Annotated in this window: 13 protein-coding genes; 3 read left to right on the forward strand and 10 right to left on the reverse strand. The window is 47.0% G+C overall.

Going from position 1 to position 21,368, the window contains the following annotated elements; translation table 11 throughout:
- Nucleotides 1-112: 112 nt before the first annotated feature.
- Nucleotides 113-787 (reverse strand): SdpI family protein, encoded by a 675-nt coding sequence (locus tag L3C95_RS13240; RefSeq protein ID WP_236388276.1) that lies wholly within the window; start codon nt 785-787, stop codon nt 113-115.
- A 280-nt stretch (nt 788-1,067) separates the two neighbouring features.
- Between L3C95_RS13240 and dinB the strand changes: the two genes are divergently transcribed.
- Entirely contained in the window at nt 1,068-2,282 is a 1,215-nt protein-coding gene (gene dinB, locus L3C95_RS13245; RefSeq protein WP_236388278.1) for a DNA polymerase IV, read from the forward strand.
- A gap of 14 nt (nt 2,283-2,296) precedes the next feature.
- Nucleotides 2,297-5,242, forward strand: coding sequence for a DNA polymerase III subunit alpha (locus tag L3C95_RS13250; RefSeq protein WP_236388280.1), 2,946 nt, complete (start codon nt 2,297-2,299; stop codon nt 5,240-5,242).
- 74 nt (nt 5,243-5,316) lie between these two features.
- On the opposite strand, the gene L3C95_RS13255 is transcribed toward L3C95_RS13250, so the two are convergent.
- From L3C95_RS13255 to L3C95_RS13285, 7 genes are all read right to left on the reverse strand, one after another.
- Complete coding sequence (locus tag L3C95_RS13255) at nt 5,317-6,639, reverse strand: aspartate kinase (RefSeq protein WP_236388282.1); 1,323 nt, start codon at nt 6,637-6,639, stop codon at nt 5,317-5,319.
- Nucleotides 6,640-6,718: 79 nt separating this feature from the next.
- Nucleotides 6,719-7,792 (reverse strand): Ldh family oxidoreductase, encoded by a 1,074-nt coding sequence (locus L3C95_RS13260; RefSeq protein ID WP_236388286.1) that lies wholly within the window; start codon nt 7,790-7,792, stop codon nt 6,719-6,721.
- Nucleotides 7,793-7,848: 56 nt separating this feature from the next.
- Nucleotides 7,849-8,163 (reverse strand): DUF3467 domain-containing protein, encoded by a 315-nt coding sequence (locus L3C95_RS13265; protein ID WP_089834682.1) that lies wholly within the window; start codon nt 8,161-8,163, stop codon nt 7,849-7,851.
- Between the two features lie 89 nt (nt 8,164-8,252).
- Nucleotides 8,253-9,593, reverse strand: a complete 1,341-nt coding sequence (locus tag L3C95_RS13270; RefSeq protein ID WP_236388291.1) for a SusD/RagB family nutrient-binding outer membrane lipoprotein — start codon at nt 9,591-9,593, stop codon at nt 8,253-8,255.
- A gap of 19 nt (nt 9,594-9,612) precedes the next feature.
- On the reverse strand, nt 9,613-12,807 hold the full coding sequence (locus tag L3C95_RS13275) for a SusC/RagA family TonB-linked outer membrane protein (RefSeq protein WP_236388293.1): 3,195 nt from the start codon (nt 12,805-12,807) through the stop codon (nt 9,613-9,615).
- 340 nt (nt 12,808-13,147) lie between these two features.
- Nucleotides 13,148-14,584 (reverse strand): SusD/RagB family nutrient-binding outer membrane lipoprotein, encoded by a 1,437-nt coding sequence (locus tag L3C95_RS13280; protein WP_236388296.1) that lies wholly within the window; start codon nt 14,582-14,584, stop codon nt 13,148-13,150.
- A 28-nt stretch (nt 14,585-14,612) separates the two neighbouring features.
- Entirely contained in the window at nt 14,613-17,804 is a 3,192-nt protein-coding gene (locus L3C95_RS13285) for a SusC/RagA family TonB-linked outer membrane protein (protein ID WP_236388298.1), read from the reverse strand.
- 105 nt (nt 17,805-17,909) lie between these two features.
- Between L3C95_RS13285 and L3C95_RS34940 the strand changes: the two genes are divergently transcribed.
- Nucleotides 17,910-18,044 carry a hypothetical protein gene (locus L3C95_RS34940; RefSeq protein WP_262915864.1) on the forward strand — a complete coding sequence of 45 codons (135 nt, stop codon included), beginning with the start codon at nt 17,910-17,912 and terminating at the stop codon, nt 18,042-18,044.
- Between the two features lie 217 nt (nt 18,045-18,261).
- Here the strand turns inward: L3C95_RS34940 and L3C95_RS13290 are convergent, their stop codons facing one another.
- The gene (locus tag L3C95_RS13290; protein WP_236388301.1) at nt 18,262-20,274 is read right to left on the reverse strand and encodes a ComEA family DNA-binding protein; all 2,013 of its coding nucleotides are present in this window, start codon (nt 20,272-20,274) and stop codon (nt 18,262-18,264) included.
- A 180-nt stretch (nt 20,275-20,454) separates the two neighbouring features.
- The gene (locus tag L3C95_RS13295) at nt 20,455-21,273 is read right to left on the reverse strand and encodes a hypothetical protein (protein WP_236388302.1); all 819 of its coding nucleotides are present in this window, start codon (nt 21,271-21,273) and stop codon (nt 20,455-20,457) included.
- Between the last annotated feature and the right edge of the window lie 95 nt (nt 21,274-21,368).

Here is a 21,368-nt window from a genome sequence, read left to right on the forward strand (position 1 = left end):
TTATAGGCACATAAAAGATTATCTGATTCCATCAGGTTCCAAAATAAAACGAGCCCGTATCAACTTTTGATACGGGCTCTCTGCTTTTTATATAGTGACCACTAAGAGTACCTTATCCTCTGTCAGTATGGAATAACCGATAAGAATAAATATAAGGCAGCGCGGCCAGGATACCTCCTACAAAGATCAGCAGGAAGGTGCCTGTCACTACCGGCAGGAAGAATCCTGCAACAATCATAACGATACCAGTATATAACCAAAGATTACCGGCGAAAGCATGTGTTTCCCGCCAGATATCATCACTTCTCAGCGTCCAGGGCGTTCGCACACCCACAAAATAGTTTGGCTCAAGCCGCCTCAGGTAGATACCTATCACTCCGATCAGTAATCCTACTCCTGTAAATACCCAACGCTCTATCACAAACGGATGGCCCTGACTAGCCATAAAAATGATAGCCGCTGTAAAAATAGCCAGGTAGATATGGATCATGAAACGGATCTGATAGTATTTCCGGTGAAATACAGTCATGTCTTTGTGGTGGATATCCGGCTCATCTACATGCGGAATGTACCGGAACAGAAAATATAACAACAGGTTAGTAAAGAACAGGAACGTCATTAACAAAAGGAAATCACTTTTGCTCCCCACCCGTTCGGCAACACCTTTTACATTGAAATTAGTCGGCATAACGTCTGGCAGGGAGGGCCAGATAATTCCCAGATAGACCATGGGCACTATCAATAACAACAATAACAACAGCTCCTGGCCAATATCAGGCTTTTTCATGAGAAAGTGTTTTGTTTGAAAGTAAGTTGACAAATACTGTACCCGCCTTATGGCACTTTATTAATTAACCATTATCCCCTGTAATTTGTTATTGCCTGGTTATTTATACTAACATTATTAGTATTAACTAAAAATATTAGTAAATTTGTTTCAGATCTATAGTACATGGGCGATAGTCTGTGGACAGGCCATGCCCTCATAGCCTATGTCACATCTATACCGCCTATCCATAGACTGTTTCCTGTGTACTATTCATCAGCATGAACCATTATCATAACTTATGATTTCTTTGCAGCACAGGTCCATTGCTCATTTTGATATGGACAGCTTCTTCGTATCAGTAGAATGCAGGGATGATAACAGCCTGAAGGGGAAACCTTTGCTGATAGGAGGCATGAGCGATCGGGGCGTAGTAGCTTCCTGCAGCTATGAGGCCCGCCGCTATGGCATCCATTCTGCCATGCCTATGAAAATGGCCCTGAAACTGTGCCCCCACGCTGTTGTCAGAAGAGGGGACATGGAGAAATACAGCCAGCTTTCCAGAGAAGTCACCGAGCTCATAGCCGAAAAGGCGCCGCTTTACGAGAAATCTTCCATAGATGAATTTTACCTCGACCTGACCGGCATGGACAAATTCTTCGGCTCCATGAAATGGACAGCAGAACTACGCCAGCATATCATGCGGGAAACACAACTGCCCGTTTCCTTCGGACTGGCCTCCAACAAAATGATCTCGAAAGTAGCTACCAACGAGGCCAAGCCCAACGGACAAATGGAAATCGTTTTTGGAGAAGAAAAAGCTTTCCTCGCTCCCATGCCGGTGGAAAAACTACCCATGGTGGGTAAAGAAACAGCCGGTCAGCTAAGACGCCGTGGCGTGGAAACAGTGAAAACACTGAGCGAAATACCCGTTAACTTACTCGAAGCATGGTTGGGGAAGAATGGCATCTCCCTGTGGAATAAAGCCAATGGTATCGACGAATCGCCCGTTGTACCCTATCATGAACAGAAATCTATCTCGACAGAAAATACTTTCTCTTCCGATACGATCGACATGCAGTTCATCCATGCAGAACTGGTACGCATGACGGAAAAGATCGCCTTCGAACTACGCCAGCAAAACAAACTCACCGGTTGTGTTACCGTAAAGATCCGCTATTCCGATTTTGAAACCGTTACCAAACAGATGACCATTCCCTACTCCGGCAGCGATCATATACTACTGGAAAAAGTAAAAGAACTGTTTAATAAACTCTATGACCGCAGACTGCTCATCCGCTTGATAGGCGTGCGCTTCAGTCACCTGGTACAGGGCAATTACCAGATCAGCCTGTTCGATGATACACAGGAAATGATCGCACTCTATCAGGCTATCGACAATATTAAAAACCGTTTCGGATGGCAATACCTGATGAAGGGAACCAATGCAGTACCTCCGGCAAAAAGAGGAACCGTGAGGAAACCGGATGTTATGCCTTATCCTAAAGTGAGATAAAACGCTCTGCTGATATGTATCTCAACTGTAAATCCTTCTTCAGCCTGCGCTACGGCACCATTGATACGAAAGACCTGGTCAGGATCGCGCGTGAAACAGGCATTACATCACTGGCGCTGACCAATATCAATATCACATCCGATACCTGGAACTTCGTGAAGGAATGCCAGGAACAAGGCATCAAACCTATCATAGGACTGGAATGCCGAAACGGACACGATCTGAAATACATCCTGCTGGCGCGTAATATGGAAGGGTGGTTTCATATCAATCGCTTCCTCTCCGACCATCTGCATAAAGCACTTCCTTTTCCTGACCGTGCGCCAGCCTTTCCGGGCGTATTTGCGATCTATGCATGGGGAACCCTTCCGCTGCACGATCTGCATGCGCATGAACTGGTAGGTATCCGGCGCCGTGAGATCAATAAACTGTTTCGCATAGACACTATGTCCTACCAGGACAAACTCGTCATACTGCAGCCCGTTACCTTTCAGGATGCTGATCATTATGAATTGCATCGCGTATTGCGCGCTATAGATCAGAACATCCTCATTAGTCAGCTGCTGCCACATACTACAGCGCAGGCAGACGAGCAATTCCTGCCACCTGCAGTATTGTTTGACAGCTTTGAACAATATCCTCACATCATCAGTAATACCGTGCGGATAATGGATGCCTGTCAGGTCAATTTTAACTTTAAAACACCCCGCAACAAAAAACATTTTACGAACAGTGAATCGGAAGACCATGCCCTGCTCCGGCAACTGGCATATGATGGCATGCTCCAACGCTATGGGCCCGACAATGCAGAAGCCAAAGCACGCATTGAAAAAGAACTGGGCGTTGTACAGGATCAGCACTTCGATTGTTATTTTCTCATCACCTGGGACATCATCCGCTATGCGCAGGAACGGGGCTTCTTCTATGTAGGCCGGGGCAGCGGCGCTAACTCTATTATCGCATATTGTCTTAAGATCACAGACGTTGATCCCATAGAACTGAATCTTTACTTCGAAAGATTTCTTAATCCTTATCGCAGCTCTCCCCCCGACTTTGATATCGACTTCTCATGGCGGGACAGGGACGAGATCATTGACTATGTTTTTAAGAAATATGGCAACATACACACCGCTCTATTAGGCACAGTTACTACCTTCCAGCAGAATGCCACCATTCGTGAACTGGGTAAGGTATATGGTCTTCCGAAACATGAAATAGATAAAATACTGGATACACCTTTCCAACCTGATCTCACCGGCGATAGTGTGCAAAGGAACATTCTTCGCTACAGCCAGTTGATGTCGGGAGCAAAAGCATTTCCCAACCATCTTAGCATACACGCAGGCGGTATCCTTATCAGCGAAGCACCCATTCATCAGCACTGCGCTACGTATATGCCGCCGAAAGGTTTCAGTACCGCACAACTGGACATGCACCAGGCAGAAGCTATCGGGCTGTTTAAATTCGATATACTTAGTCAGCGTGGTCTCGGACATATCAGGGACTCCCTTGCCATTATCAAAGAAAACAAAGGCGTAGATATCGACATTCATGATGTAAAAAAATTCATACAGGATCCGCATGTACAGCATGCACTGAAAACAGTGAACACCATCGGCTGCTTTTATATTGAGTCGCCCGCTATGCGGCAGCTGTTACAGAAACTGCAATGTGAGGACTATCTCACGCTGGTAGCCGCCAGCTCGGTGATACGGCCGGGTGTAGCGCAATCAGGTATGATGCGGCAATATGTGCATAACTACCGCAACCAGGAGAAAGTGGTATACCTGCATGAAATTGTAAAGGAAGTATTAAGCGAAACATTCGGTATCATGGTATACCAGGAAGATGTGATCAAGATAGTGCATGAATACGCCGATATGGACCTCGCTGATGCAGACATCCTGCGCAGAGCCATGGCTGGTAAATACCGCGGACAGGGCGACTTTCAGAAGATAGAACAACAATTCTTCACGAACTGTAAACGGCTCGGAAGACCTGATGATGTGACGCAGGAACTCTGGCGCCAAATAGCCAGCTTCTCCGGCTTTTCTTTCTCAAAGGCACACTCTGCAAGTTTTGCAGTAGAGAGTTATCAGAGCCTTTTCCTGAAGACATATTTCCCTGCTGAGTTTATGGTAGCAGTGATCAACAACTTCGGCGGTTTTTATAACAGGGAACTATACTTTCGTGAATTGTATAAAACAGGCGCCACCATTAAAGCACCCTGCATTAATAACAGTGAGTACTACACGAGAATAACAGGCAATACGGTATATACCGGCTTCATTCATGTTGAAGGACTGGAAGAAAAATGGATACAGGATGTACTGGTAGAACGTACGCTGTACGGGCCTTTCGAGAACCTGGAAGAGTTCGTTGCACGTGTGTCCCCTCCACCGGAACAACTGGATATACTAATAAGGATCGGTGCATTCAACTTTGATATGCACACGAAAAAAGAATTGCTGTGGAAGAGTAGCCTGCTACTGAAAAACAAAGGACCACGCGCAGAACATATACAACCTTTATTCCGTGAGCAGGTGCCCGAATGCCAGCTGCCGATGTTGTCATATCATGAACATGAACATGCATTCGAAGAAATTGCATTGCTGGGTTTCCCCTTGTGCTCTCCGTTTGACATCCTGCAACATGACCAGCGTGCATATATTCCTGCCAGACATTTTAAGGAACATAAAGACAAGGTTATTTCCACGCTGGGCTACCTTGTGTGCACGAAGGGAATTCATACCAGTAAAGGCGTTCCAATGAGCTTCGGTACCTTCATGGACGTGAATGGCGACTTTATTGATACGGTGCATTTCCCGGATATTCTCCGCCAATATCCTTTCCAGAAAGAAGGGTTTTATATACTGCAGGGAAAGGTGACAGAAGAGTATGATGTATATTCGATAGAGGTGAACTACATGCGGAAGATAGGCTACTTCGAGGATAAATAACAACATGTAATAAACGGCAAAGGGTGCATCATATGATACACCCTTTGCCGTTTATTATATACTTTTTCAAGCGCCTATTCCAGGTTGAACAACCCTTTGTTCAGCAGCTGTAATGTTTTCTCTTTGTACTGACCGCCTATCAGGATAGATATGTTATGACGGCTGCCTCCGTAGGAGATCATACGCAATGGTACTTCATTCAGCGCATCAAACAGTTTCTTCAGGATAGAAGGTGTAGCAGCTACTTCATTACCCACAATAGAAACGATGGTCTGATGGTGATCCAGTTCCACAGAACCAAAAGGCTGCAATTCTTTCAGCAGCTGGTCCAGGTAAGGCGTATTCTCTATTGTCAATGATACGGCTACTTCAGAAGTAGTGATCATATCGATAGGTGTACGGTATTTTTCGAACACTTCGAAGATCTTACGGAGGAAACCGTAAGCCAGCAGCATGCGGCTGGATTTGATCTTGATAGCGATGATACCGTCTTTAGCAGCGATGGCTTTTACACCGTCCCCACTTGGCAGTTCAGTGATGATAGTACCTTTTGCTTCCGGCTGCATGGTGTTCAGCAGTTTCACGGGGATGTTAAAGTGCTGTGCAGGCCAGATGGAAGCAGGATGCAGGATCTTGGCGCCAAAGTAAGCCAGTTCTGCTGCTTCATCGAAAGACAGCTGCTCGATCGGGAAGGTTTTCTTTACTACCCTTGGATCGTTGTTGTGCATACCGTCTATGTCTGTCCAGATCTGTACTTCGCTGGCCTGGATGGCGGCGCCGATCAGGGAAGCAGAATAGTCGCTACCGCCACGTTTCAGGTTGTCTACTTCACCTTTTGCGTTACGGCAGATGTAACCCTGGGTCACGAAGATGGTTTTACCCTTGTTCTTTTCCAGCAGGTTACCCAGCTTGATCTTGATCTTCGGGATCTCAGGCTCTTCGTATTCGTCGATGCTCATGAAGTCCAGCGCAGGCAGCAACACTGCATCTACGCCGGCTTCTTCCAGGTATATGCTGAACAGGCGGGTGGACAGCAGTTCACCTTGTGCCAGTATATCCTTGTTTAAAGCCTCGTTAAAAGATATCTTAAGAATGATGTTCAGGAACTCGAAATGTTCGTCAACAACAGCAGTAGCCTTGGCGCGTGGAGCGTCCTGCTTGACCAGGGCCTCGCAAAAAGTTCTGTAATGTGCTTCCAGCTTGTCTATCTGGCCTTTTGCCTGTTCTTTTTTGCCCTCTGAAAGGGATTGCCCGATTTCTACCAAAGCATTGGTAGTACCGGATAATGCAGACAATACTACTATTTTAGGAGCATTATCAGCAGTCACCAGACTGGCCACGGCATGCATACGTTCCGGTTTACCTACAGACGTACCACCAAATTTTAAGATCTTCATTACTGTTGAGTTGTTATATGTTTGACGCTACAAGATATTGAGCTTTAAAAAGCCGCAAGTTCGTGTGTTTATGGCGACTTTAAAAATCCAATTTAAATTTTCCTGCTACTTCCTGCAGATCTTTCACCACGGGGTCCAGTAAGGGAATCCCGGCGGTTCTTCTCTCCTTCTCCATTTCCCGTTCGGGATCGCCAGGTATCAGCACCTGTTCTCCGGCTACAGGCTTTGCCTGGCGGAAACGTGTGATCCATTTGTCCATATGTTCCTTGAATTCATCTGCCGGACGGAATGCATCCACCCTCATAGCGCCCAGGAAATGTCCCAGCCCCTCTCCCACCGGATCGGGTGCCAGGGGCAGGAAGCTCACAAAGGGCGGCGCCCAGGGCCCGTAATTGGCGCCGGAGAGCACGGCGGAGAAAATATCCACGATTGCTCCCAGGCAATATCCCTTATGGCTGCCATGATCGCGGTCGCCGCCCAGCGGCAGCAATGCACCTCCTGATTTCAGCTCATGCGGGTTAGTGCTGGACTGCCCATCTTTATCCTGGATCCAGCCGGTAGGCGCTTCCTGGCTTTTCCGCTGGAGGATCTCCAGTTTGCCATTGGCAGCGGTCGTGGTGGCAAAGTCGGCCACGAAAGGCGGCTGTTCTTTGGCAGGTATGGCTACTGCAATGGGGTTGGTGCCCAACATACGCTCAGTAGCGAAGGTTGGCGCCACCAGGGGGCTGGCATTTGTCATAGCCATCCCGATCATATCTTTTTCCAGGGCCATCATGGCATGCTGGCCCGCTATACCAAAGTGATTGGAGTTTTTAACACTTACCCAGCCACTGCCAACTGCTGCTGCTTTCTCAATGGCCACCTTCATAGCAAAGGGCGCTACTACCAGCCCCAGCCCGGCATCGCCGTCTACAACGGCTGTACTGGGTGTTTCATGCACCACACGTACATTCGGCGTAGCATTGATCCTGCCGGCCTCCCACAACCGTACATAACCGGTCAGACGGGCTACGCCGTGGGAGTCGATTCCCCGCAGATCCGCAGATAACAATACTTCGCTGGCAGTGTCGGCATCCTGAGGAGGACACCCCATTTTTATAAATACTTCCCTGGTAAATTCCCGCAGATGGGGATAGGAGAATGTTTGACTCATTGTTTCTTAAATCCTGTTTCCTGTATGGTTTCCGTTCAGCGTTTCAGAGAGAATGATTACGCCTGTGCAGTAGGTCCGCCAAAATTCATGGGCAGGGAAACAGGATCCTGGTCCTGAATGGCTCCATGCACAGACTCATATTTCTTGATATTGTCCACCAGGGCTCTCATGAAGCGCTTGGCATGCTGAGGAGTCAATATGATACGGGATTTTACCTTAGCCTTTGGTAATCCCGGCATCACATTTACAAAATCTACCACAAATTCTGCGTTGGAATGGGTAATGATGGCCAGGTTGGCATACACACCTTCCGCTATTTCCTCGCTCAATTCAATATTAAGCTGATTCTGTTCTTCCTGCTGATTTTCCATATTATTTTGCTTTTGCGGTACAAATGTAAAAAAGAGACCTTAAAATGAAAGGTCTCTTTTTCAAACGTCGGTACAAGGAAGTAATACGGTCATGGAACATCCCACCAGACGCGACGTGTCAGCCTTGTATTGGCTGGCGTATTGGTATTATAGCGAATTTCACTGCTTGGGTAGAACAGCGACCTTGGCAACTGGCCTCCCAGTACATTTCCCGGAGTAGCTGTCAGCGTCGGTAAACCCGTTCTGCGCCAGTCTGTCCATACTTCAGGACTGAGGAACAACGCTATGTACTTTTGAGTCATGATGTCATTAAGCGTGATATTGGCGGCTGTCCTGTCTACTTCAGACAAATAAGAGGCGTCGCCGATAGTCCGGATCAGATTTGCCCTCACCGCTTCATTGTAGGCTTCGGCTGCCGCTGTAGTATTACCGTTCCGCAATTGCAGCTCTGCTTCCATGAACTTCAGTTCATCGTAAGACAGGAAATACACCGGAGAATTGGGGGAACCGTACAATGATCCCAGGGCACTCGGATCTGAAGGATCGAAATACACGTCGTACCGGGGGTCGCCGGCTGCGTCCATGATGTCATTCAGATGACCTGTGAATATAATGTCTGCACGCTGGGTATTGAACTGGTACCAGGGCGCCTGGGTAGTAGTGGCACTGCTACCTACAAATCTGACAAATGCAGCTTCTCCGTCCTGGAAGCCCTCGGCAATTTCAGCCAGCGCTTTCGCTGCCGCGGTATTGTCCACCTTAACAGTATGCAGGTAGAACTTCGCTTTCAGTGAATGGGCGAACCTGAGCCATTTTTCCAGATCGCCTTCAAACATCAGATCGTCATTGGAATTTGGCTGGAACGGAGATCCGTCATCCACTTCAAGGCTGGCAATAGCCTCATCGAGCAACCGGTGCAGCTCAGCATAAATAGACTGCTGACTGTCATATTTGGGCTGCGTATTACCCAAGCCTCTGAAGGCTTCTGTATAAGGCACATCGCCCCAGAAATCAGTCACCTGTCCAAGGTCATTTGCCATCAGGATCTTGCCCAATGCTGCATAGTGCAGCTGGCCGGCGGCAGTAGCGATAGATATCAATGTATCAACATTGGTCAGAATAGCGCCATAAAAGCCGGCGTACCACATGTTGTCCACGTCATCAGGCGTGATATTGTACACGTTGGCGCTGGCTGACTGGTTAGCTGCTCCTGTCGTCTGTTGCATAAAAATAGACGGGAGGCGGGAAGCATCCCCACCCCAGATGTAAGCGCTCTGCAGGATCGTTCCGGGCAGTAACGCCGTAGCTGTTGGGTTCTTCAGCTGAGAGGGGTCATCGTTGATACCATTGTAGAAGTAGTCTTTTCTGCAGCCCTGCGAGATGGCCAACAGGAACAATAGTGTGAGTATATATTTCGTAATCCGTAACATGGTCGTTCGTTTTAAAGGGTTAGAATTTAAACTTAAAGTTCAGGCCATAACTGGAGGTACCAGGCATATTGAAGTAGTCAATACCCTGTGCATTGGTAGCCCCTGTCAGGCTGGTTTCCGGATCTATGCCCTTATACGGTGTCCATATGATAATGTTACGGGCAAATCCACTAACGGTAATGCCTTTGATAACCCGGGAGTTTTTGAACCTGTCTGTTGGAAAGTCGTATGATAAACTCACTTCACGCAATTTCACAAAAGAGGCATCGTCTATAAATGTCTCTGTCTGTGCACCGAAACCACCACCATTTCCAAGGTACCAGGCTTCATCCAGTGGCACTGCGGTAGTATTTACTGCTCCTGCACCGGGTTTTTCAGCGCCACCCTCATTATGCACGATCTCGCCCGCATCGTTCAGGTGCCCCAATACACCAGGGAATGTGTGCATCTCTCCCCTGTTTATGGTATAGTAGGAAGTACCAATGGCCTGCAGCGATCCGCGTGTACCATTCCACAGGTCACCTTTATGTTTCCAGTCTACCAGGGTATACAATGAAAATCCTTTGTAGCTGAAAGTATTGCCGATACCCATCAGGAATACCGGGTTAGGATTACCTACTCTTTTCTGTATGTTGGATACTACCGGATAACCGAAGTCATCGGGGTTGTCACTGACGATAATGCGGCCCTGCGGGTCTCTTTCCCAGCCATAAGCATAGATAATACCTGCGGGCTCATTTGGCAGGTGTGCCACCACTGTACCTGTAAAACCGTTGACGGTCACCTGATTAATACCAGGGGCCAATGCCAGTACTTTACTGCGGTTCATGCTGTAGTTCACAAACATATCCCACGTAAAGGCCTTGCTGACGATCGGTTTAGCACTGAGGGTGACTTCAAGACCATTGTTCCTGATAGAAGCTGCGTTCAGGTTTACATACTGAAATCCGGCAGACCCTGCTATCGGAGATTCCACTAACAGGTCGGTTCCCTTTGTATGGTAACCTGTCACATCAACTCCGAAACGGTTGTCGAAGAACTGTAACTGTATACCAGCCTCATAAGAGAGCGTCTTTTCCGGCTTCAGGGTAGGGTTACCCAATACATTGTCCAGGGAGAAACTACCTTTTCCATCATATGGGAAGGAAACACCGGTGGTGTAACCATCCGGGAAAGTGGTAGGCACTGAGAAAGACTTTGTTACGAAAGAACCGGGGTCTTTACCCACCTGGGCAACTGATAACCTGATCTTACCGAAGTTGAGCACATTTCCACCTTTCAGGCCTTCCAGTTCTGTAAATACAAAACCTAAGCTGGCTGAGGGATAGAAGAAACTGTTATTATCCGGTGGCAGTGTGGATGACCAGTCATTACGCCCGGTCAGTTGCAGGAACAACATAGACCGGTAGTCAAAGTTCGCATCAAAATAAAGCGATATCCTCCTGTAGGGAGTGATATAGTTGTAGGATTTCTGTACGGTGGCATTACTGATGTTGTCGTATCCCGGAGAGGTCAGACCATCACCTTGTACATACAGCTCATCCATTCTGCGGGAGTATAAGTTGTTACCCACCCGGAGGTTTACCCTGAAATCTTTGGAGACCTGCTTGTTGTAGGTGATGATCGCGTCTGAGTTCACACTTTTGTAAGTATACCTGTCATCAAACACACGGCCGCCATTGTAGGCGCCGGATTGTATTTCGTAATACTGGTGACGGTTATCACTATAAACATCTGTACCAATGCGGTAAGTCAGTGTGAAGTCTTTTATAAAATCCCAGTCCACCTGCAAGCTACCCAGCAGACGGGTTACAGCAGTAGTGTAAGGGGTGTTATTAAGGGTCCAATATGGGTTATCGTATATACCATTCCGGTAAGAACGCTGTAAGCCATTAGAGAACAGATAAGTGCGCGGATCGTCAGCGGCCAGTCCACCGTTTGAGTTATCAAAACTGATAGGCGTTCTGGTTAGCCCCAGCATAATACCTGACAGGTTACTACCATTCTGCGGCATACTACCATTAGTAACATTGAAATTGAGGTTAGCTGATGTCCTTATCTTTTCAGATACTTTCAACTGTCCGGCCAGTGCGATAGCGGTACGTTGCTGGTATTGCAATGGCACAATGGAATTCTGGTAGTTATGGGAAACAGACATGCGGTACGTGGCCGCCTCAGTGCCACCTGTAAATGCCAGGCTATTGTTATAAGTAACCCCTGTTCTCCAGAAATCGTTCGTATTGTCATAAGGTACGAACTTGATATTGGCGTTAGGGTCTGAAGCACCTACCAGATCACCGTGGAAATCATATTCGTTAGGAACACCTGTCCAGTACATTGTATCTATATTAGGCCCCCAGGAATAGCGGTTACTGGAAGTGAATGGCGCCAGTATCCCTCCAGATCCTTTCACAAATTGTTTCTGGATCTTAGGCAACCTGTTCACCACATCAAAGGATACGCCGGTACTGAAATCTACAGAGACCTTGCCGGCTTTACCTTTTTTGGTAGTAATGATGATGGCGCCGTTAGCGGCGTCAATCCCATACAGCGCGGCAGCGGCAGGACCTTTCAGTACGGAAATACTTTCAATGTCGTCAGGATTGAGGTCAGCACCACGGTTGGTATTGGTAGCGCCCTGCAGTAACTGGTTTTCTCCGTCAGCAGGGTCGCCGGAAAAATTCTGCGAGTTATCTACCGGAATACCATCAATTACGAAGAGCGGCTGGTTATTACCGGTCAGGGAGTTGGTACCTCTGAGTTTTATAAAGGTAGCGGCCCCTGGGGTACCGCCGGAACCAACAACCTGCATACCGGCCACTTTTCCTGACAGGGCTCTGAGCGCATCACCCTGGCTGGCCCTTACAAGGTCATCGCCTTTTACATCCTGTACGGCATATCCCAACGCTTTTTTCTCACGTCTGATACCTATACCAGTGACTACCACTTCCTGTAAATTTCTGTTATCCTGTACTAATGTAACATCGTAGGTAGTAGCTGAGCCGACGGGGACTTCTTTAAGCGTAAAACCCACGCTTCTGATCTGGAGTATGTTATTATCGCCGTCCACGATTAAACGGAAATTACCGTTCTGGTCGGCAGTGGTCCCCTTGTTGGTACCTTTTAACTGGACAGTGGCATAAGGTATGGGAACCCCATCGGTTCCGGTCACCTTACCAGTCACTTCACGCTGTTGCGCGTAAAGCCCTGTCATTAAACAACTAAGAATTAACAAGCACAGTAAATGTTTTAGCATAACGGTTCGGATTTATTTTATACACCGGAGAGGTGCGTGAATAAAACAATGTCCTGAAGGAGTAGTACCCGATATGTCGTTTTACGAATTTTGGCGTTAATTAAAATCCAATCTAAGTTTTTCTGTTGATTGATTTACAATGTTTACAATGGGTTTCTCCTGTATAACAAAAATGAAGGGGCAGGGTTCAGTGGATTAACAAAAAAGGCCCTCCTCAAAGCTATCGCTATTGAGGAGGGCCTGTTATCAATTCTAAATCTTGTGCAGTTACAGCATTTATTGTCTATTCCGGAGCGGATTATTTATCCCAGAATATTTTTGTTGTCACTCTATCACCATCGCCGCCCAGATCTTTGGCTGCTTTGTCATAATTAGTTCTGTTCAGATTCTGTTCAGAAACCGGATAAGTGAAGCGTACAGGCCATGGACTTCTGGCGGTAGGACCTGGTACGAATACAGGGTAATCAAGTCTTCTTGCTTCTACCCATGCATCAAAACCACGATTGTACAGCGCGATCCATTTCTGCAGACCGATCTTCTGTTTGTAAGTACCGGTAGCTGTAGCATAGGCTACAGAAGGCTGAGCCAGGTAAGTTACTGCTTCAGCGGCAGTACCACCCCATGAAACGATAGAGTTAGTGATGGCATTGTTGTAGTGGGTTGCAGCAACACCTGTTATCAGGCCTCTTTCGATAGCTTCAGCACGCAGGAACTCAATTTCGGAATAGTCGATAAACACACCTGGCAGATCTTTTCTTTCCAGTTTATCGCCCGGGTGAGAGTAGGCAACATAAGAACCTTTAGTGCCATATTGTAATCCGATAAACTGACCGTCAACAGTCGTGAAGAACTGGCCAATTCTTGGATCATTCAGCGTTTTCAGCTGATTGATCATTAAAGTGGTAGCATTAAAGTCATGACGACCACTCTGTACCAGATCTTCCCACAGCGGGTTAGTATTTGGAGGAACGGTTGAGTAAGGGAACCTTGCAAATTCGCCCATGGTATTGAAAGCCTTAGGTTCTGCCGCGGTAACAGCAGCAGCAGCCTTGTCAGGCGCTGCATCAACCAGGGTCATACCTAATCTGAATTTCAGGGAATTGCCAAATTTGATCCAGCTATTGATCTCATCGCCAGGGAACAGCATATTAGCTGTACCAAAACCTTCAGCACTTGCATCAAAAGATGTCAGGGCAGCATCCAGGCGGGTGAGCAGGTCATTGTAGATAGTCAGACCATCTTCATACACCGGGAACAGGTTGTCGATATCCAGCGATTTGCTGTAAGGTACGTTACCAAAAGTATTTACAGCAACTGATGTAGCGAAAATTGACATGATCTCAATCTGAGCCAGCTGGTTCTTCTTGGTAGCAGCGCTGATAGAGGCGTCAGCTTCCACTACTTTCCTTGCTTCGCTCAAATCTTTCAATACATCTGTATAGAGCGCACTCCACACCGCATCAGGAATACTCCTTTTGATCAGGTTGTAGTTAGACTCATCCAGGTAGGTGTTTTCTGTCCATTGTTGTACGATCAATCTGTAAATGTTCAGATTCACACTTGTACTTGTCAACAGGTCAGCCAGTTCTTTGGTTGCACTCGCATACAGTGCAGAAGCAGCTACTACGTCCGGTTTCTTCACATCATTGTTAAGTGAAGTGAGGTCTTTGGTGCAGGATACTGTCGAAACCATACCTGCTATAGAGAGTGATGCGTATAAGAATATCTTTTTCATTTTACTTTTTTTGAGTTTAATTCACCTACTAGAACCTGAATCTTACGTTAGCACCGAAAGTTCTTGTAGAAGGATAGCTACCACCGATATAACCCTGATAGTTACCAGAGCTGATAGCATCATCCGGATCTGCATAAGGCAGGTTCTTGTGGATGATCCACAGGTTACGACCGATCAGAGAGAAGTCGATACCTTTGAACGGCGCCATACGTTTTGTCAGAGAAGCAGGCAGAGAATATGTCAGAGACACCTCACGCAGTTTCACATAGCTTGCATCGTATACGAATGCTTTATCAGGATTAGATACGTAACCATAAGTTCCGTATTCGTTAGCGATCCTTGTAGTGTTAGGTTTACCATCTGCAGTTACACCTGGTACGATGATACCACCGGAAGTGTTATCGTTGGTCAGAGGAGCTCTTGACTCGTTACCCAGGTCGTTTTTACCCACTGTTTCTGGCAGCAGACCTGTTGCCAGGCCATAGTACATATCCAGAGAGAAGAGGTCGCCGCCTTTACGTACGTCCACCAGGAAGCTCAGGGATACATCTTTATATTTCAGTGTGTTGGTGATACCGCCGATCCAGTCAGGATTTGCGTTACCGATGATGTTGTTGGAAGTAGGGGAAATCTGATAGTATCCATCCTCAACCAGCTTCTCACCTTTTTCATTGTATACATAGTCTGTACCAATGATAGTACCATAAGGCTGACCCACAGAAGCATTAACAGTAATGTTACCAGGGAAGCTTGCGAGCTGCAGTGTGCTGATACCAGGTAAGGATTTCACCTTGTTACGGTTGCGGGACCAGTTCAGGTTAACATTCCAGGAGAAGTCTTTAGTTCTTACCGGAGTACCGAAAACTGACAACTCAATACCCTGGTTCTGGATATCACCAGCGTTGATCACTTTGTAGTCGAAACCTGTAGCAGTTGATACTGGCAGTGGAACGATCTGGTCTACAGTGTTCAGTCTGTAGTAGGTCGCGTCAAAGCCGATACGGTTCTGCAGGAAGGCCATTTCCAGACCTGCTTCAAAGCTCTTTGTACGCTCTGATTTCAGATCAGGATTGTATTTGGTACCATCAACAGATGCCAGCGGATTACCGTCGATACCTGTCAGTACCTGGTAGTAATTTTTGGTGTATAATGCCGGAGCGGGGCTACCCACTTCTGCGTAGTTCACCCTTACCTTACCGCTTGACAACCATGTTGCCTGTGGCATCAGTTTAGAGAATACGAAACCTAAGGAAGCAGCTGGGTAGTAGTAGCTGTTATTGTTATCAGGTAAAGTAGAAGACTGATCCCTTCTTACAGAGAGGTCGAGGAATAAGAATTCTTTGTAACCGAGGTTAGCTGAAGCGAAGATACCGTCTACTTCTTCAGTAGTAGCGATCTCAGTTGGAGCTTCCATTGGGTTAGCAGTGTTCAGCAGTGCATACAGACGAGGAATCAGCAAACCACCATTTGTTTTGGAAAGGATGGAGTTGTTCTTCGTTCTTCTGACGTTACCACCGAGAATACCTTTGAAATTCAGATTTTCAGAGATATTCTTGTTGAAATTCAGCATCAGGTCATAGTTGTACTCGCTGAAAGTATGTTCATATCTCTGGTACTGGGACACATCGATTGAACCTACAGCGATCCTCTCTTCCTGCATTTCATTGTAAGTATCCAGTGATACACGACCCAGTACATTTAACCAGTCGGTCACATTGTAGTTCAATGCGATGTTACCGAAGTTACGTGTACGCTGGTCGTTCTCATAGTTCTCATATCTTGTCCAGTATGGGTTATCCCAGTAAGCCGGAGAAAGATTGCCCGGATACTGCTGGTTCCAGGTGATGTTCTTCATCTCCTTTTTGTAAGCAGCTTCCTGGTCTTTCACGTCAATGTTGGTTTCCCACCACTGCCTGAAGTTAGTCATCAGGTTTTTAGAGTCATAACCAGTACCATAACGGCCCTTTCCTTTGATCAGGGAAGTATTTACGGATGCACTGGCAGTCAGCTTGGAAGTCAGGTTGTAAGAAGCCCCAAAGTTGATGAGGTCTTTACCGATGCGGCTGTTAGGCATAATACCCTGGTCAACGCTCTTGGTGTAACCGAGTTTGAAGTTGCCTTTGTCGCTGCCACCATCGATCACAGCACTATTGCTGGTACCAACAGCAGTTCTGAAGAACTTCGTAGCATCGTTTGCAGCTGCAGTGTAAGGCCTTTTTTTGCCATAGTTTGGAGAACCTTCATAGAAGGAATCCCAATGATACACCAGCAGGTTTGGATCGAATTTAGGACCGTAAGAAGCGTCATCCACGGTATTCACGATCTTGTCAACAGTGCCGTCACCATCGATATCTTCTTCAAACCAGTAGTCGCCGTAACCAGCACCATAGTCTTTCTGATATTTTACGAAAGTGCTTTTATCTACTTTACCGATGTTCACGCCGCTGTTCACAGTAACGTTCAGACCACGGTTACCTTTTTTGGTAGTGATCATCACAACACCGTTAGAGGCACGTGAACCGTACAGCGCTGTAGCAGCCGCACCTTTCAGTACGCTCACAGAAGCGATATCATCAGGGTTGATATCTGCAGCAGCGTTACCGTAGTCGTAACCGGAACGACCGGTACGCTGGTCTTTACTGTTTGTGTTTGAGTTGTCCACGGGCACACCATCTACAACGAATAATGCCTGGTTATTACCAGTCAGTGATTTGGCGCCACGCAGTACGATATTGGTAGAACCACCCAGCGTATTGTTTTTGCGGATTTCCAGACCGGATACTTTACCGGACAGGGAAGTTACCACGTTCGCATCTCTGGTCCTGTTCAGCTCTTCAGCGTTTACGATCTGAGCTGAGTAAGGAAGTTCATTTTTATTTCTTTTTACGTTCAGAGCAGTTACAACTACCTCCTGGAGGTTCTGATCGTCATTCTTTAGTGATATGGTCACGCTTCCATTTGCACCAACAGCAATGTCCTGAGCAAGATAACCCACACTTCTAACAATCAATACTGCATTGTTGCCATTTACATTCAGTTTGAAATTTCCATCCTGGTCTGAAGTGGTTCCCGTATTTGTCCCTTTGATTTGAATTGTAGCGAATGGTATAGGCAACCCATCTGCCCCGGTGACCTTTCCCTGAACCTGACGTTGTTGAGCATACGTCAGAGTAGCGCTCACCATAAGCACGTTGAAAAAGAGTAACGCTCTTTTCTTCATAAACGATTTAGATTTAATTGACAATAAAAAATTAATTAGTCCCGAGGCCTGTAATAATTGGCATAGCACAGACTATACAAGCCCCTAACTTGCAAAAACCACTTTATGTTTACCAAAAATTTTGTTGTTGAAATAACCATCCGGGGTGAAGGCGGCAAGAACCTGGATGGTTGTTTGCGGCGCGGAATGACACTGATCCATCTTACCAACGGAAATGGAATACCGTCGAGCACAGGTTGACATTGTTGTATCTCTAGCAGTAAGACAGGATAAAGAGATTCCGACCTCTTTCATATTACGATTTAGATTTTGGTTGAGGAGCACAATTTAGAGATTTTTTTTCCTCCGCACCAAGAAAAATTTAACCTTTTTTTAAGAGAGAAAAAAAATAATATATGTACGTGTATATTTTACAGTTAAATATCGAATAAAATTTAACATTCATTCTGTCCCCCTCCTAAAATGAGTACTGCAATTGACAATGCAGGTCCCCTACCCTGTTGCCGGCTACTTCATCCCAGCCATTTCCGATGCTGGTTACACGACCGTATACTGTTCGCTGATAGCGTATCCAGCATGTCAATCCATTCTTCATTTTCCAACGCATACGGCACTGGTATTGACGCCCCTCTCCTGACAAGCGGGATACCGCATATTCATACAGCATGCCTGAAGTGATGGTGTACATACTTTCCGCCTCTCCGGCTGCAAACATGGTATAACGTACATATAATTGCAGTGGCCAGCGGGTACACGCATAAAGTAACTCCTGAAACAGGAGGAACCCCCGTTGCGCTTTTCCCTCCTCCCTGCGCCGGCTCAGTTCCACTCTGTTTTTTACTGTAATGCCCCTTTTTGCGTCCAGTTTCACCTGCAGGCGCCAACTCTGACGGTCTACCCGCACAGGCGGCGGAAAAAAGGATACATCGTCCTTCCCATCCTGTTGTTTGACAGTATAATTGTACCTGAGAAAGATCTCCGTCTGTTTATCAGGCGTATAGGTCAGTGCCACCAGCAGATCCCTTCCTCCGCCCGGTGCGGATGATCGGTATTGCAGCCAGGGAAAACGGAACTGGTCTGCATAGGCGTCTATTTTCAGATGAGTGTTCACTTTCAGGCTAATGCCGGTATAAACGCCGTTTTCATTAACAGGCTTGTAAAACTCACCCCAGGCATCCGCATAAAGCGAATGGTAGCCCCTGTTATAGTTGCGGTAAAGCAGCACCATATCCACATTAGCAGTAACACTGGCCAGCAGTCCGCTGATCCAGGCTGTTTTCCCATTGGCACTCATCGCTCCCTCACCAAAAAGATGCAGGCCTTTCCAGCTGGCTTCATAGTCTGCACTCACTCCTGTAAGTGTTTTACCTTCAAATGCAAAAAGCTGATAGGGAGCTGTCCCTTTCACTACCGGCTGCGAGAACTGATGTTGTATCATGTTAAGTCCGGCCCTCCAGTCCCGACCTGTTACCGTAACATTGCCGCCTATGGTATATTGTCCCAATGTATGCCGCTTAGCCAGTTCTGTATGAGAGCGGTGATAGCCACTGTTCTCTGTGATGCTCCCATCCAGCATCCGGGAAGATATGAAAGCAGTACCCTCCCATTTTCCCTGCGCCACGGTCACACCTGCGCCACGGTAAAAATTGTACTCCCCTGCTGAAGCATATGGCTTTAACAGTTCTCCTTCCCGTTTTACCTGCATAACGGCGGCTCCTTTTCCGAAGGCCAGGGATTGCCAGTTCAACAATCCCTGCCCCATATTCACGGTGAAGTCACCCAGAGCAAGTGCCCTGATCCATTTATATTGCCTGACAAACAGGTGGATGCTGTAGAAATCGAAACCCCGACCTTGGCCTCCCCTGAAAAAGGCTTCGCCTGCATCCTTCTCCATCACAACGCCCCAGCTCATGTACCGGGGGAAATTGTACCGGTAACGTAACAACAACCTATCCGGGCTACCCAGGTAATGTGCAGAAGTGCTGTCTGTATGTTGATATCCCCTGCTGGTTTCCAGTTGCCGGCCGTAGCGGAAAAGGAGGGTATGGTCTCCCCTTTTCAGATAGTCTTTCAGTGTATACCGGGGCTCGAGGTCATTGCCTGTACGTACATAAGGCAGTATGCTGCGGATCAGTTGCTCATCCCAGCCAGGTACGGCCTGTAACTCATAAATGCTGACCAGCTTACCCATTTGCTGCCGGTATGCCAGGAACTGGCGGATCTGTACAGGAGATAGTATCCCGAGGGATTTTAGTGCCGCTGCATCAGCCGTATTCAGGTCAATTTTGCGCCGCGTATATCCCTGCAGCTGTTGCCAGTGCCCATCATCTTCCGATATATTATCCGCATTTGCTGCGTGGCCTTCCAGCTGGCTCTCTGCTACCGCATTCAGTGCGGGTTCCGGCTGCTGTGCATAACTATTGTTGCACAGCAGTAACAGCAGGATCAGCATGGCTATTTTAATGGGCATAAAATCACAATTACAGTGATGCCTGATTGCAGATCGCGACGTCATTATCGCTTCGTTAATTACTACATGATTACAGTTGCGGTTGCGATGCCTGATTACACCTCGCAAGATCATGGCCGTTACTTTCATTAGCGTACAATTGTAGTTGCCGGTATGAGCCCAAATTGCAGATCGTAAACATCATTTCCGCTGCTTTAATTGCCATACAATTGCAGTTGCCGGTGTGAGACCTAATTGCGGATGATGACTGGCAGAGAGCTGTATATACAGCTGCTGCAATGAAATACTGACAGCCGCACTACTGAGTTGTGGGTTAGCAGACATGCCCAGCTGCAGGGACAACTGCTTTATAATACGATACTCACACATCACTTTGGCAAGTGTTGCAGCATCTGTCTCATGTGTGACGGCTGTACTCAACAAAAAGGTGGGCGCTACTTCATATCCCATACCGACACTGTAAATAGCAGGCACCTTGTTTTTACCCAGGCTTTGAGAATTGCCCGCAGTAGGATTAAATACATGTAACCCCATATGCAGCTGTGGCGTAAGATGCATCAGGCACCCCAACTCAAACACAATGGTAGCAGCTGTTGTGTACTGAGGAATGGCTTCCGACAGATAATCAGCCTGCATACCAATACTGAAGCGGTTGCCCAGGGTTCTCCCGTAAGACAGACCGATGGCTTGCCGTTTGTAATTAGTATATCCGGATTGCTGTAAATGCAGTCCAAACCCACCATGCCTGACAGGCACTGCCAGTGCGGCAGCATGTGTGCTGAGGGCCTTTAGCAGGAAGCGCCGTTCCGTGCTTACACCTGCAGTTACAACAGGTATATAGGCCAGTGCTGCCTGGTTTTGTAAGGCGGTCAACAACTGATGGAAGTTCCGGCTGTAAGTACCGGCAAAAGGCTGTTTGTCGACAGACAGCCAGACAAGTTGCGCGCAAATAACTGCCGTGCACATAGTGCAGACAATGGTCGCAATGATTTTTTTCATTTGCTTGGAATGATTGTGGATCAGTTAGTTTTTCAGAAGGGATGTTATGTAGTGCGGGTCAACGTGTTAACAAACAAAAATCTCCTCACATATGT

Origin of the sequence: Chitinophaga filiformis, from assembly GCF_021646545.1 — a bacterium.
GTDB classification, from domain to species: Bacteria; Bacteroidota; Bacteroidia; order Chitinophagales; family Chitinophagaceae; genus Chitinophaga; species Chitinophaga filiformis_A.